The 13,631-nt window shown below is 63.9% G+C and carries 10 protein-coding genes; 2 read left to right on the forward strand and 8 right to left on the reverse strand.

The window, feature by feature from the left end; genetic code table 11:
* Positions 1 to 6: 6 nt before the first annotated feature.
* Together lptG and lptF are read right to left on the reverse strand one after the other, a co-directional pair.
* Entirely contained in the window at positions 7 to 1,092 is a 1,086-nt protein-coding gene (gene lptG, locus BXY53_RS07820; protein WP_119061273.1) for an LPS export ABC transporter permease LptG, read from the reverse strand.
* 19 nt (positions 1,093 to 1,111) lie between these two features.
* Positions 1,112 to 2,293 (reverse strand): LPS export ABC transporter permease LptF, encoded by a 1,182-nt coding sequence (gene lptF, locus BXY53_RS07825; RefSeq protein WP_119061274.1) that lies wholly within the window; start codon positions 2,291 to 2,293, stop codon positions 1,112 to 1,114.
* A gap of 193 nt (positions 2,294 to 2,486) precedes the next feature.
* Between lptF and BXY53_RS07830 the strand changes: the two genes are divergently transcribed.
* Together BXY53_RS07830 and mazG are read left to right on the forward strand one after the other, a co-directional pair.
* The gene (locus tag BXY53_RS07830; protein ID WP_119061275.1) at positions 2,487 to 4,055 is read left to right on the forward strand and encodes a leucyl aminopeptidase; all 1,569 of its coding nucleotides are present in this window, start codon (positions 2,487 to 2,489) and stop codon (positions 4,053 to 4,055) included.
* A gap of 100 nt (positions 4,056 to 4,155) precedes the next feature.
* A complete protein-coding gene (mazG, locus tag BXY53_RS07835; protein WP_119061276.1) occupies positions 4,156 to 5,019 on the forward strand; it encodes a nucleoside triphosphate pyrophosphohydrolase in 864 nt (287 codons plus the stop codon).
* 12 nt (positions 5,020 to 5,031) lie between these two features.
* On the opposite strand, the gene hflX is transcribed toward mazG, so the two are convergent.
* From hflX to BXY53_RS07865, 6 genes are all read right to left on the reverse strand, one after another.
* Complete coding sequence (gene hflX, locus BXY53_RS07840) at positions 5,032 to 6,198, reverse strand: GTPase HflX (RefSeq protein ID WP_119061277.1); 1,167 nt, start codon at positions 6,196 to 6,198, stop codon at positions 5,032 to 5,034.
* Positions 6,199 to 6,269: 71 nt separating this feature from the next.
* Complete coding sequence (gene hfq, locus BXY53_RS07845; protein WP_119061278.1) at positions 6,270 to 6,512, reverse strand: RNA chaperone Hfq; 243 nt, start codon at positions 6,510 to 6,512, stop codon at positions 6,270 to 6,272.
* 265 nt (positions 6,513 to 6,777) lie between these two features.
* The gene (locus BXY53_RS07850) at positions 6,778 to 8,247 is read right to left on the reverse strand and encodes a TrkH family potassium uptake protein (RefSeq protein ID WP_119061279.1); all 1,470 of its coding nucleotides are present in this window, start codon (positions 8,245 to 8,247) and stop codon (positions 6,778 to 6,780) included.
* A 45-nt stretch (positions 8,248 to 8,292) separates the two neighbouring features.
* A complete protein-coding gene (gene trkA / locus BXY53_RS07855; protein ID WP_119061280.1) occupies positions 8,293 to 9,669 on the reverse strand; it encodes a Trk system potassium transporter TrkA in 1,377 nt (458 codons plus the stop codon).
* A 130-nt stretch (positions 9,670 to 9,799) separates the two neighbouring features.
* A complete protein-coding gene (gene ntrX / locus BXY53_RS07860) occupies positions 9,800 to 11,197 on the reverse strand; it encodes a nitrogen assimilation response regulator NtrX (protein WP_119061281.1) in 1,398 nt (465 codons plus the stop codon).
* Positions 11,187 to 13,526, reverse strand: a complete 2,340-nt coding sequence (locus BXY53_RS07865; protein ID WP_119061282.1) for a sensor histidine kinase NtrY-like — start codon at positions 13,524 to 13,526, stop codon at positions 11,187 to 11,189. Before BXY53_RS07865 ends, ntrX begins: the two co-directional genes overlap by 11 nt.
* Between the last annotated feature and the right edge of the window lie 105 nt (positions 13,527 to 13,631).

Consider the following 13,631-nt stretch of genomic DNA (forward strand, 5'->3'; position numbering starts at 1 on the left):
CATTTCTCAGCCGTCCTCCTGATGAAGCAGAATCGTTGCTGCCAGGAAGCACGCAACGAGCACTGGAGCCCACGCCGCTACCGTCGGCGAGACCAGTCCTGATACCCCCACCTTGCGCGAAAGTTCGGAGAATACGAAAAACGCGAACCCCGCGCTCAAGCCGGCTATGACCATAGTCTGAATGCCGCCAAAACGGAAGGATCGAAGGGAGCAGGTGGCAGCGATCAGCACCATCGTTGCCAAAAGTATTGGTTGGGCCAGAAGCTGCTGGAACTCAAGTTTGTAGCGCTCTGAGGCGAGACCTGCACGCTCCGCGAATTCGATGTATTTCGGCAGCTCCCAGAAAGAGACCCCCTTGGCGGCGGTAATGCTGTTCATAATATGCTGGCGCTCCAGATGAGTGCTTATGAAATACGTTTCATATGTGCGGGTTCCCCCGTTTTCACTTGTCACACGGGCATTTTCCAGCGCCCAATACCCGGACTGCAGGCGCGCTGTATCGGCCTCGATCCGCTCAAGAAATTTGCGGTTGCGGTCAAACTGCAACACCGTGATCGCGCTCAGGGTCAGGCCTTTGTCGGCGACGTTTCCGGCATAGATGATGGACGGTCCGTCGGCGCCGTTCTGGCGCAGCCAGGCAGGGCGGTTTTCGTGGAGCAGCGTCTCGCCGCCGTCGCCCAACACTTCGCCCATGAGCCGCTCCGCCGAAGCCTTCGCCCAGGCCGCAAGCGGGTTGTAGATTGTCGTGGAGAGAACCCCGAGCGTGAGGGCCACAACGAGGCCGGGTCGCAGGAACTGCCAGGCGGAGATGCCGGCTGCGCGGACAACCGTCAGTTCGGAGGTTCGGCTCAATGCCATGAACGCGGCGATCGAGCCGATCAACACGGCAAAGGGCAGGGTGAGTTCGGCAAACTTCGGCAGGCGCAGAAGCGTGATCAGGACGAGCTCACCGATCGACGCGGCTTCGTGGTCGCTGCCCCGCCGCAGGATTTCCAGGAAGTCGATGAAGAAAATTAACCCGAGACAAAGCGAGAAGACGCCAAGTATCGACACGACAAAGCGCTTCGCCATGTAGCGTCCAAGCGTTCCCATCGCCCATTCTCCTGCGGCTTTAACGCTCCGTGACCGTGCGCCCGGCACGTAGCCGCAACGGCAGGGCGCGCAACATTGACGGCAGCCTGATGTCGAACCTGCGGACCTGGTGCGGCCGCATGTTGCGCTGCGCAAGGACCAGTGCGCCGATCACCGTGCCGATGGGAATGGCGTACAGCATGGGTACAGCCCAGACCTCCTCATCCGCCATATTGGTCATGGCGAGACCCAACCCGCGAGCGCCGACGCACGTCACGAAGACCAGCGCCACCGTGTGGTTGGCCCCCTCACGAGTCGTCCTCGCATAGCCGAGCATGGCAACGGCAACCAGCACGAAGGCGATTGAATACAGGGGGTTGGACAGCCGGTCATGCAACTCGGCGCGGAAGTCGCCCGGCTGTTTCTCGATGCGCCAGTCATGGGGGCCCTGCTTGGTCCAGAGCGCCGGCAGGATGCGCTCCTTCGGCTCATAGCTGCGCATGCCGCGCTCCGGTCCCATCTCCGAGATGTCGAAGATGTAGCTGTCGAAGGCGATGACCTGGACCTCATCGCGATCCCCATCGACGCGGTGAATATGGCCTTCGCGCATAATGATATAAGGCTGTCCGTCCTGCTCGATGACGCGGCCGCGGTCAGCGAGATAAGTCAGCGTCTGCTGCTCCTCCCGCGAGTCATTCACCATAAGGCCTCGCAGCGTCCCGTCCGCTTCACGGTCGCGGATGTGGAAAGTCAGGCCATCCTCCGGCGTGACGAAATTGCCCGGCTGAATCACTTGCGAAATCAGATCGGTACGCACCTCGGTAATGTAGTCGCGCAGCATCCGCAAGCCGTAAGGGGTCAGATAAGCGTTGGAAATCAGAACGAAGACGGAGACGAGGCCGGCGAGCAGCAGGAACGGGCGCATCAGCCGCCACGTCGTCGCGCCGGCCGCCGTCAGGATGACGATCCCGCTGTCGTTGTGCAGCCTGTTGAGAACGTGGATCGTTGCGATCAGTAGCGCGACCGGCGCAACCGCGGTCACCAGACGAGGCAGCGCGAGCAAGGTGATCTGCACAAAGATGAGGAAGCCCTGACCCTGCTCGGTCATGACGTCGATCCGCCGCAGGGCCGTCGTCATCCAGACGATCAGCGTTAGCGTCGCGAGGATCATCAGCGTCGCCGTGACGGTCTGCTTGAAGATGTGCCGGCTGATCGTGTCCATTGCGGGTCTGTTTGCGGCCGGAAAGCTGGGGCGTGTTTACAGGACCTTGACGACCACGCCAACGTGGCGGTTTTTCGGCGCGTGCGGCCTCGGCGCGCGGTTGCATCGCCGGGCAAATCGCGATTTACTCGCTAGTCAGCTAACACCCCTGCAGTCCACGCGGCGGCGCGCTTCGTATGTCGGCTTGCGCGCCATGCCCGCCATCAGGAAAATCGGAGCAGGAATTTTGTCGAACCCGGAGATCGCGTTCGCTTCACTCGATGCAGAGCCCAGCGGGACGGTCATCGTCACGGCCGGCGATAACGCACGGCTGTCACCGACCGCTGCGAAACTGGACAACGCCTCGGCCGGCGTGCTCACGCGCGCGGCGGGCATCTCCAAATTCAAGGGCAAAAACAAGACGGCCGTGAACCTGCTGGCGCCTGCCGGCCTTGATGCGATCGAGCGGCTCGTGGTCGTCGGAACTGAGGGGATCAGCGACGATCCTTCTCAGGAGTGGATTGACCTCGGGGGCTTCATCCGCGGCAAGATCGACCCGGATGTCGAGCAGGCCGACCTGTGGCTGGAGGCAAGCGACGGCAGCACCCTGGGTGCCGAGCACGTCGCGAATGTTGCGCTCGGCCTTGTTCTGCGCGGTTATGAATTCACGAAATACAAGAGCAAGAAAAAAACCGGCGCAGACAGCAACGGCGAAGAAAAAGGCGAGCCATCGCTGGCGCGCGTTGTGATCCATTGTGACGCCCCGGACGCCGCCGAAGCCGCGTTCGCCCCGATGCGCGCGATCTCCGAAGGCGTCTATCTCGCGCGCGATCTGGTCAACGAGCCGCCGAACGAGCTTGGACCCGAGCAGTTCGCCGAGCGGGCCCGTGCGCTGGCCGATTATGGCGTCGAGGTGGACGTTCTTGACGAGGATCGGATGCGCGAACTCGGTATGGGCGCGCTTCTGGCTGTGGGGCAGGGCAGCGTACGCCCGAGTCGGCTGGTCACACTGCGCTGGCGGGGCAAAGGTGCGCCGGAAGGCCCGCCGACAATATTCGTCGGCAAAGGCGTGTGCTTCGATACCGGCGGGGTCTCGATCAAGCCGGCTCAAGGCATGGAGGACATGAAGGGCGACATGGGCGGCGCCGCCTGCGTGGCCGGTCTGCTTCTAGCGCTGGCCAAAGAAAAGGCGCCGGTGGACGTCGTCGGCGTGCTCGGGCTGACCGAGAACATGGTAAGCGGCTCCGCGCAGCGCCCAAGCGATATCGTCAAGTCGATGTCCGGTCAGACCATAGAAGTCCTTAACACCGATGCGGAAGGGCGCATGGTGCTGGCCGATGCCATGTGGTATGCGCAGGAAACCTGGAAGCCGAAGCGGATCGTCACGCTGGCGACGCTGACCGGAGCGATCATCGTCGCGCTTGGCCACGAATATGCCGGTCTCTACGCGAATGACGACGCACTTTGCAACGCGCTGCTTGATGCGGGTGCCCAGACCGACGAGAAAGTCTGGCGCATGCCATTGTCCAAGAAATACGACAAGCTGATCGACTCCAAGGTCGCCGACATGAAGAATATTGGCGGGCGCTGGGCTGGATCGATCACTGCGGCGCAGTTCCTTCAGCGTTTCGTGCAGGACGACGTGTGCTGGGCGCATATCGACATCGCCGGCACGGCATTCTCCGCGCCGTCGACCGATATCAACCGGAGCTGGGGCGCTGGCTTCGGCGTGCGTCTACTGGAACGCATGCTGATGAACGAGGCACAAACCGGCGGCGCCTGAGGCCCGCATGGTGAAATTTTCCATAATGTGTCTTATGCGAATCGCGGAACACCGGGTAACCGGCGATTAACCAGCCGGGTCGGCGCGATCGGAGGACGTCATGGCGCGCGGTAAGGACGACAGCGATAAGCCCGGCGATCCGTCCGATCTGGTGGCTGCGGCCGAGACGCCGATCCAGCGGCTGCGCGCCGTGATGGCGGCTCTCCGCGACCCCGAGGCCGGTTGCCCCTGGGACCGGGAGCAGAGCTTTGCGACCATTGCCCCCTACACGATCGAGGAAGCCTACGAGGTGGCAGAAGCCATCGCCCGCGAGGACATGGCCGAGTTGCGCGAGGAACTGGGCGATCTGCTGTTTCAGGTCGTCTATCACGCGCAGCTGGCCGAGGAGCGTGGCGCTTTCGATTTCGACGATGTTGCCGGCACCGTCGCGGACAAGATGATCCGTCGGCATCCGCACGTTTTTGGTGAATACCGCGCCGAAAGTGCTGCCGAGGTCGGCGGCCTCTGGGAAGAAATGAAAAGACGCGAACGCGCCGAGAAAGGGCGGGCCGCGCCGGAAAGCGTTCTCGATGAGATCCCGCTCGCCCTGCCCGGCCTTACGCGCGCCTGGAAGCTGCATCGAAAGGCCGCGCGCGCCGGCTTCGACTGGTCATCGCCGCAGCAGGTTTTCGCCAAGATCCGCGAGGAGCTGGACGAGCTGGAAGCCGAGATCGTCGCCGGCGAGCCGGCCGAGCGCGTCGCGGACGAACTCGGCGACGTCCTTTTCACCGTGACGCGGCTCGCCGGCTTCGTCGATCAGGACCCGGAAGCCATCATGCGCGCCGCGCAGCGCAAGTTCACCCGCCGTTTCAAATACATGGAGGCGCGGTTGCGCGAAGCCGGCCGAGCGATGTCAGACGCCTCGATGGATGAACTTGAGGACCTCTGGCACGCTGCCAAGCGCGCAGAGAAAGTCGAAGGTTGAGCGCGCTTTATGCTACTCAGCGGCGGCGCGGTAATCGCCCTCCGGCGTTTCGTCCCCGAAGTGCGCGGCCAGTCGCGCGAGCAGATCGGAAATGCCCTCCCCGGTCGTTGCGGAAGTCAGCACGGGAGCGGCTTCGCGGCGCAGCGCCTGGTTGGCCAACGCCGCATGATCCTCGGGCGAAAGCAGATCGGCCTTGTTCCAGACCTCGATGACCCGGCCCGCGCCGGGCGACGGATCAATGCCCAGCTCTTGAAGCACGGCCTCCACGTCCTGCTTCTGCGACTGGGTCTGCTCTGCCGAGATGTCGCGCACATGCAGGATCACATCCGCTTCAATGACCTCCTCCAGCGTGGCGCGAAAGGCGGCGACCAGCGTCGTCGGCAGATCGGCGATGAACCCCACGGTGTCGGAAAGTATCGCGGTCTGCCCGTCAGGAAGGCGCACTGCGCGCATGGTCGGGTCGAGCGTAGCGAAAAGCTGGTCCTTGGCGGCGACCCCCTCCCCGGTGAGGCGGTTGAACAGCGTGGACTTGCCCGCGTTCGTATAGCCAACGAGCGCGACCACCGGATTGGAACTGCGCCTGCGCCCTTCGCGATGCAGCCCCCGCGTGCGCCGGACGTCCGCGAGCTTGCGGCGGATCACGTCGATACGGCCCTGAATTTGCCGCCGGTCCGCCTCGATTTGCCGCTCGCCAGGACCGCCCATGAAGCCGCGGCCGCCGCGCTGGCGCTCGAGGTGGGTCCAGGAGCGCACGAGCCGCGACTTCTGGTAGCTGAGATGTGCGAGTTCGACCTGTAGGCGACCTTCCTTGGTCTGCGCGCGCTCGCCGAAAATCTCCAGGATCAGACCTGTGCGGTCCAGCACCTTGGCGTTCCAGGCGCGCTCCAGGTTGCGCTGCTGCACTGGCGAGAGCGGATGATCAACGATCACCACCTGCGCGCCCGACTGTGCAACCAGTTCGCGTACCTCTTCCACCTTGCCGCCACTCAAAAGCGTGTCGGGCCGAGGCCGGGAAACCGGCACGATCAGGTTCTGCGCCACGCGGAGGCCGATCGCGCGTGCCAGGCCGACCGCTTCATCCAGCCGAGCCTGCGGATCGCTTGTGCGGCCTGCCCCGCGAGGGCCCTTGAGCGCCGGCGCCAGCACGACCGCATCGGTCCGCGCCTTGGCGGTCGACATCGGCTCGGGCTGTTTGCGACGCCGGCGGGCCGCGCTGTCATTCGTTTTGGATGTCGTGTTCGTAGCCTTCCTCACTCTTTCTCTTCGGTCTCCGACAAGTTCACGGGCTGAGTCGGCATGATGGTCGATATGGCGTGTTTGTAAACCAGTTGGGAGTGCCCGTCACGCCGCAACAGCACGCAAAAATTATCAAACCAGGTCACGATGCCTTGCAGTTTGACTCCGTTGATCAAAAACACCGTCAGGGGCACCTTGTTCTTTCTTACATGATTGAGAAACGTGTCCTGCAGGGTTTGACCGCGATCTGAAGCCATAACGTGTTTTTCCGCTTTTTTGTTGGCGCGGCCTTGAGACCGCTTGTTTAACGTATCCGAACCCGTCGATGGAAATCAGGAAGCCGGAATAGGAAAAGCGCGTTCTTCCTCCATTTGTTGCCTTCTTCGCGCCGCTTGCTCTCGCGGGCCTCTTGGTTAGGTAGGTATGCCACGAGATTTCGACAAATAGATTACGTTTGTTTTGCACGTTTGGAGCAGCGCGCCACGCCATTTGTCCGAATTTGCGCGTCCCGAGCCGATGGACCTATTCCCTCTGAAGCAAAAGTCGCGCCAAAGACAGCACGGCCAGCAGCTCCATCCGCCCAAGGATCATCGCGGCCGACATCAGCAGATGCGCCACGGGGCTCATCTCCCAGATGGTCGGCGCATCGGCGGACAGATGCGCAAGCCGTCCGATTTCGTAGAAAGGCCCGGCATTGCTCAGCGCCGTGACAGCGGCCAGCATCGCTGCTTCAAAGCCGATTCCGGTCGCTGACAGCATGAGGATCAGAAGCGCGAGCACCAGCATGGTCAGGAAGAACAGCGCCCAGATCGTCCCGATGGTGACCTGCCGCAGTGCCCCGGCGGTGCGCACTGTCGGGTGAATGCTGTGAGGAAAAAGCAGGAGATTCAGTTCGTTGTAGGACTGCGAAAGCATCATCACCAGCCGCGATACCTTGATGCCGCCCGCCGTGGACAGCCGCCCTGCCCCGATTGCGCAGACCAGCACGATCAGTACGAACGGGATCAGCGCAAAGGCTTCCTCGCTTATCGGAAAGCCGGTGGTGGTCACGAGCGACGCCGCCGCCGCCAGGCCGAGCGAGACGTATTGGAACCAGGCCGCGTCGATCGCCGGAAAGCGCAGCCAGAGCAATGTCGTGACCACCACGCCTCCGAACAGTATCGCCAGCAGGACGTAGATCGGCTCGCGGCTCGCCCCGGCCGAGGCAAAGCGGCCGCCGAGCAAGGTGTGCGTCCAGAAAATGCTCACCGCTCCAAGGAACATGAAAACCGCAAGCACCAATTCGGCGCCCACCGAGCCGTAAAGCGCGATGGTGCCGTCGCGCGGCATGAAACCACCGGTTGAAACCGTCGAGAGCGCCAGGCAAAGCGCATCGAAGGCTGGGATATTGGCGAACAGCAGCAGGATCAGACAGGCCACCGTCAGCCCGGCATAAAGCGGGAGGATCACACGCAGGGCGTAATTGGTCTGCTTGCGGCTGCCGCCAGCTTCGCTCACCCGCTCTGCCCGGCTCAACTCGAAGCCTTCCCCGCCATAGAGCGGCAAGAGGATCGCGATGGCGCTTACGAGCGTGAGCAGCCCGCCGGCCCACTGTAGGAGCGCGCGCCACAGGATCAGGCTCTGTGGGACATCGACGAGGCGCGGAAACGCGCTCGCGCCGGTGGTCGTGAAGGCGGAGACGGACTCGAACAGTGCCTCATGCCAGTCCATCGGCGTGAGGATCAGGAAAGGGAGCGCGGCAAAGATCGGAATGCCGGCCCAGGCGCACAGGAGGATCGTCAGCGCGTGCTTGCGATCAGCCACGATGGCCTGGCCGCCGAAGGCGGTGACGAGCGCGCCGCCGGCAAAGCCCGTGATGCCGCCTGTGAGCAGGAACGCATCCAGAGCCCCCGCCTCCGCGAGTGCGGCCGCCATCGCAACCGCTGGGAGCATGAGCGCGACAAGGCCGAGCAGGAGCCAACCGAGAATAAAGACGACGAGGGCGGCATTCATGGCCGGCCCGCCGGATATCCCTGCGCTGCGACGTCGTGCGCGCCGCTAGAAATAATCCAGGCTGACACGAAACAGCTGCTCCACTTCGTGCACACGGTCCTTGGTGGCGAAAATGACAACCCGGTCATTGGCTTCGATCGTCGTGTCGGCCCTGGGCACCATCACCGTGCGGCCGCGGCGGATGCCCCCGATCCGGATACCGTCGGGAAGGTCGAGTTCGTTGAGCGCGCGCCCGACGAGGGGCGAGGTCGGCAGGGCCTCCGCGTCGATGACCTCCCCCGCCCCGTTGAGCACGGTCTGGACCGCGCGAATGCGCCCGCGCCGGACATGCTGGAGGATGCGCGAGACCGTCACGCCACGCGGGTTGATGAAGGCATCGATCCCTAGCGAGCGGACGATGGTCATGTAGCCGGTGTTGTTGATCAGGCACATGTTCCGCGCGGACCCGAGCCGCCCGGCGAGCACGCTCGCCAGGATGTTCACCTGGTCATCATTCGTGACCGCGACGATCATGTCCGCGCTCTCCACGCCGGCCTCGCGCAGTAGCTCCTCATCCAGTGCGCTGCCGTTGAGGACGATCGCGCGGTCGAGCTGCTCGGCGATGGCAACGGCGCGCTCGCGGTTGTGCTCGAGCACCTTGAGCCGGACATCGCGCTGCGTCTGCTCCAGACGGCGTGCGACGAACAGGCCGATATTGCCGCCGCCCGCGATGATGACGCGCTGGGCCCGGCGCTCCTCGTGGCCGAAGATCTTCATCACCCGCTCGGTCTGCGGCGCCAGCGTGGCAACATAGGCCTCGTCACCGGCGAGAAGCTGGTCGTCGCCGCGCGGCACGAAGAGCTTGCCGTCGCGGTAGACGCCGACGACGATCGCGGGAAGGTCCGGGAACAGCTCGCCCAGATGCTTGAGAGGCGTGTCGATCACCGGGCAGTCGCTTTCACAACTTATGCCGAGCACCAGGATCTCGTTATCGCAGAAGCCAAGCACCTCGAACGCCCCTGGCATCCGCAAGCGGCGCAGGATCATCTCGCCGACCTCGATTTCCGGCGAGATTACGACGTCGATCGGCAGGTTCTCGCGCAGGAACAGGTCACTCCAGTGCGGGGCCAGGTAGCTCTGGGCGCGGACGCGTGCCACTTTGGTGGGCACGTCGAACAGCGAATGTGCCACCTGGCAGGCGACCATGTTCACCTCATCGGAATGCGTCACCGCGATGAGCATGTCCGCGTCCCCTGCCCCCGCCTGATCGAGCACGTCGGGGTGGGAGGCGCTGCCCACGAAGCCGCGCACATCGAGCAGGTCGCCCATGCGCCTGACGAGGTTCGGGTCCTGATCAACGATGGAAACGTCGTTGTTCTCGGCGGACAGGCGCTCGGCAATCCCGAAGCCAACCTGACCTGCGCCGCAAATCAGAATGCGCATGATGTGTTCCCGGCCGGCCCGGTGCAGGGCGTGGCATCTGCAACCGGGTGACGATGCGTCGGTTTACCGGAAACGCGGCGGCTTGTCAGCCCTTTAGCAGGCCGATCAAGCCGCGATGGTGTGAGGCGGGTTAGTGACGCGCAGGTGCGGTGCGTTCGCCAGCCGAAACGCCGAGTGCGCGAAGCTTGCGGTGCAGGGCCGAGCGCTCCATGCCGACGAACTCGGCCGTGCGGGAAATGTTGCCGCCGAAGCGGTTGATTTGCGCCATCAGGTACTCGCGCTCGAAGATTTCCCGGGCATCGCGCAGCGGCAGCGACATCAGATGCTCGCCACCCGAGCCGTTCGGCGAAAGCGGCGCGCCGGAGACAACGTCTTCAGGCAGCATTTCCGCGGTGATCGGTTTATCCGGGTCTCCGCCGGTCAGGATCATGAGCCGCTCGACGACATTGCGGAGCTGGCGGACGTTGCCCGGCCAATCCTGCGACTGCAGCACGGCCATCGCGTCGTCGCCAACCCGGCGCGGCGGGAGCCCGGTGGCGTTGCTGACCTGCTCGACGAAATGATTGACCAGAAGCGGAATGTCATCGCGCCGCTCAACCAGGCCCGGCACGGTGAGCGGCACAACATTCAGCCGATGATAGAGGTCCTCCCGAAAGCGTCCGGCGCTCATCTCACCGTGGAGGTCGCGGCAGGTCGAGGAAACGATGCGCACATCAACATGCACCTTCGGCCCCCCGCCGACGCGCTGGAATTTCTGCTCGACCAGGACGCGCAACAGCTTGCCCTGGGTCTCCATCGGCATGTCGGCCACTTCGTCGATGTAAAGCGTGCCGCCATGCGCCTCTTCCAGCGCGCCCACCTTTCGCGGCGCCGCGCCATTGGCTTCCGTGCCGAAGAATTCGACCTCGACGCGGTCCGGGGCCATCGCGGCGGCATTGACCGCCACGAATGGCGCGCCTGCCCTGTGCGAATGCGAATGCAGCACGCGCGCGGCCAGCTCCTTGCCGGAACCGGACGGGCCCGTGATCATGATCCGGCTGTTGGTGGCCGCCACGCGGTCGATCGACTGGCGGAGCTGGTTGATGGCGCTCGATTTGCCGATCAGCTCGAAACTGACGACGCTTTTCTCTTTCAGTTCGCGGTTCTCGCGCTTGAGCTTGGAGTTTTCCAGCGCCCGCGCCGTGACAAGCACGAGTCTGTCGGCCTTGAACGGCTTTTCGATGTAGTCATAGGCGCCGCGCTTGATCGCGGTGACCGCCGTTTCGATGTTGCCATGGCCCGAGATGATGACCACCGGAAGGTCCGGGTGCTGTGCCTTCACGCGCGAGAGGATTTCCAGCCCGTCGAGCTGGCTGCCCTGGAGCCAGATGTCCAGGATCAGCAGCGAGGGCTTGCGCTCCTCGATCGCGCTCAGGGCTTCCTGGCTGTTTGCGGCAAGCCGGGTCGTGTGTCCCTCGTCCTCGAGAATGCCGGAGACCAGTTCGCGGATGTCGGCTTCGTCATCGACGATGAGTATGTCAGATCCCATGAGAGACTCCCTGCTTCTCGCGCGCGTTCTTGCGCGCTCCGCGTTGTTGTGAAGACCCCGAACTCGTGTCGGCGGCGTTGTTGCCCCCCTCACTCAGCGGCATCGTGATGCTGACGCGTGCCCCCCGCGTGTCGCCCGCCTCGACGTCCGCGGACGGTTCCGCATCGCTGAGTTCCAGCGTGCCCTGATGCTGCTCGACAATTTTCTGAACGATCGCCAAGCCTAACCCTGTGCCCTTCTGCCGAGTGGTGACGTAAGGCTCGATCAGGCGGTGCCGGTCTTCTTTCGGCAGACCACAGCCGTTGTCGAGCACCTCGATAAGCACGGATTGATCCTGCGCCGTGACTCGTGCGGTGACCTGGCCGGCGAAATCGTGACCCGCCTCGCGCTGCGCCTGGGCCGCGGACTCCACGGCTTCGCTCGCGTTCTTGATAAGATTGGTCATCGCCTGGGCCAGCAAACGGCGGTCGCAGTTCGTGATAACCGGGGTGTCGGCGACTTCCAGCTTGTATGTGATCTCGGAATTGCTCATCTGGAACAACACGAGCGCCTCTCGCACGATGTCGTTGACGTCATGCGATTCGATGACCGGTTTGGGCATCCGCGCGAAGGCGGAGAACTCATCGACCATCCGCCGGATATCGCCGACATGCCGGACAATGGTCTCGGTGCAGCGGTCGAAAACCTCGCGGTCGCCCTCGATCTGGTCGCCATAGCGGCGGCGGATGCGCTCGGCGGAAAGCTGGATCGGGGTAAGCGGGTTCTTGATCTCGTGGGCGATGCGGCGGGCAACGTCGGCCCAGGCAGAGGTGCGCTGCGCCACCACAAGCTCGGTGATGTCGTCGAAGGTGACCACGAAGCCGTAGTCCTTGTCCTGCGACGCTTCGCGCGTCACGCGGACTGCGAAGTTGCGTTCACCGTCCTCGCGTAGAAGCTTGATATGCGTCTGGACCGGCTTCTTGCCCTGCTTCTTCGCCTCGCCCATCAGCTCGGCGAACTCCGGCAGCGTCTTTTCCAGCGGCTTGCCGACAAGGCTATCCTCGCTCGTGTGCAGCAGTTCGAGCGCGGACCGGTTGACCAGCGTCACCTTACCCTTCCGGTCAAGCCCGATCACGCCTGCGGTCACCCCGGAAAGCACCGCCTCCGTGAAGCGCCGGCGCTCGTCAAGCTGGAGGTTGGCATTGACAAGTTCATTGCGCTGGGCGCGCAGATCGGCGGTCATCCGGTTGAAAGCCGTGCTCAGTTTGCCGACGTCATCTTCCTTCTTGCTGGCCGGGGGCACAGCGACGTCGAGGTTGCCCTGCGACACCGCATAGGCCGCGTCGATGAGCTGGCGAATCGGCGCCACAAGACGGTCGGCGAACCACAGCCCCGCCCAGATCGCCGCTAACAGGAAGGTGAGAGAAATCGAGATGAACATTGCGGCGAAGGCGACCTGAATCCCGGCGCGGCGCTGTTCGAGCTGGCTGTATTCCGCCGCGTTGGCGCGCGTCGTGCGCAGGTGGCCCAGCACCTTCGGGTTCACCGGCCGGATGACATACAAATAGCGGTCGTCCGTCCCGGCGATCTTGGTCAGCGCGCCGACCGCACCGGAGGATTGCAGCGCAAGTTCGACGATCCGACCTTCTTCGGCTGCATCAAGGGCCTGGGCGGGCGGCTTCTTGTAGCCAATCTCGCTGCGGCTGCTCGCTTCGGCAACCGGCTCGCGTTCGCCGTCTATGACATACGCAAGGGGGATCGCGCGTAACGCCGCCTGGGCTGTCAAGAACTTCTCGAACGCTTCCGGGTCCTCGGAGAGCAATTGGACCGAAGATTCAAGCTCGCGCGCCATGCCAAGCGCATCGGAGCGGATTACCTGCCCCTGCTCGTTGACGTAGGCGCTCGCCACGTCGATCGAGTTGGCGATGATCGACTGGATGCGCGTTGAGAACCAGTTGTCGAGGCCCCGGTCCAGCGAGAGCGTGGCGAAGATGACCAACAGGATCGCGGGCATGAGCGCGATCACGCTGAACAGCCCGACAATTCGCGTGTGCAGCCGGGCCGCGGCCGCCTGCTGCTTGCGCGCGCGCCACAGCCCGAGAAGCTGCCAGCCAACCATACCGAGCATCGCCGCAATCAGCAGGCCGTTCACCAGCAACATGCTCACCACGACGCCGTGCGTCGGAACGATCGGCGTCAGGCCGGTAAGGATAAGGTAGGTCGAGAAACCGGAAAGCAGCGCGAGGCAGACGATGGCGAGGCCGACGCGCCGTCCGGCAAGCCCGGAGTGTTGCTGCGGCTCACCTGCGGGCAGCGCGGCCGTGGTGTTCTCCGGGCGCGCCACGGTCATGCGCAGCCCTCCCTGCGCCCTGCGACGCGCGCGCCCTGCAGCCTTCGCGAATATGTTTTCAGCCTAGCGCAACGGACCACAACGTCCGGCTCGCGCCGATGGCAC

Source organism: Dichotomicrobium thermohalophilum (assembly GCF_003550175.1).
Classification (GTDB): domain Bacteria; phylum Pseudomonadota; class Alphaproteobacteria; order Rhizobiales; family Rhodomicrobiaceae; genus Dichotomicrobium; species Dichotomicrobium thermohalophilum.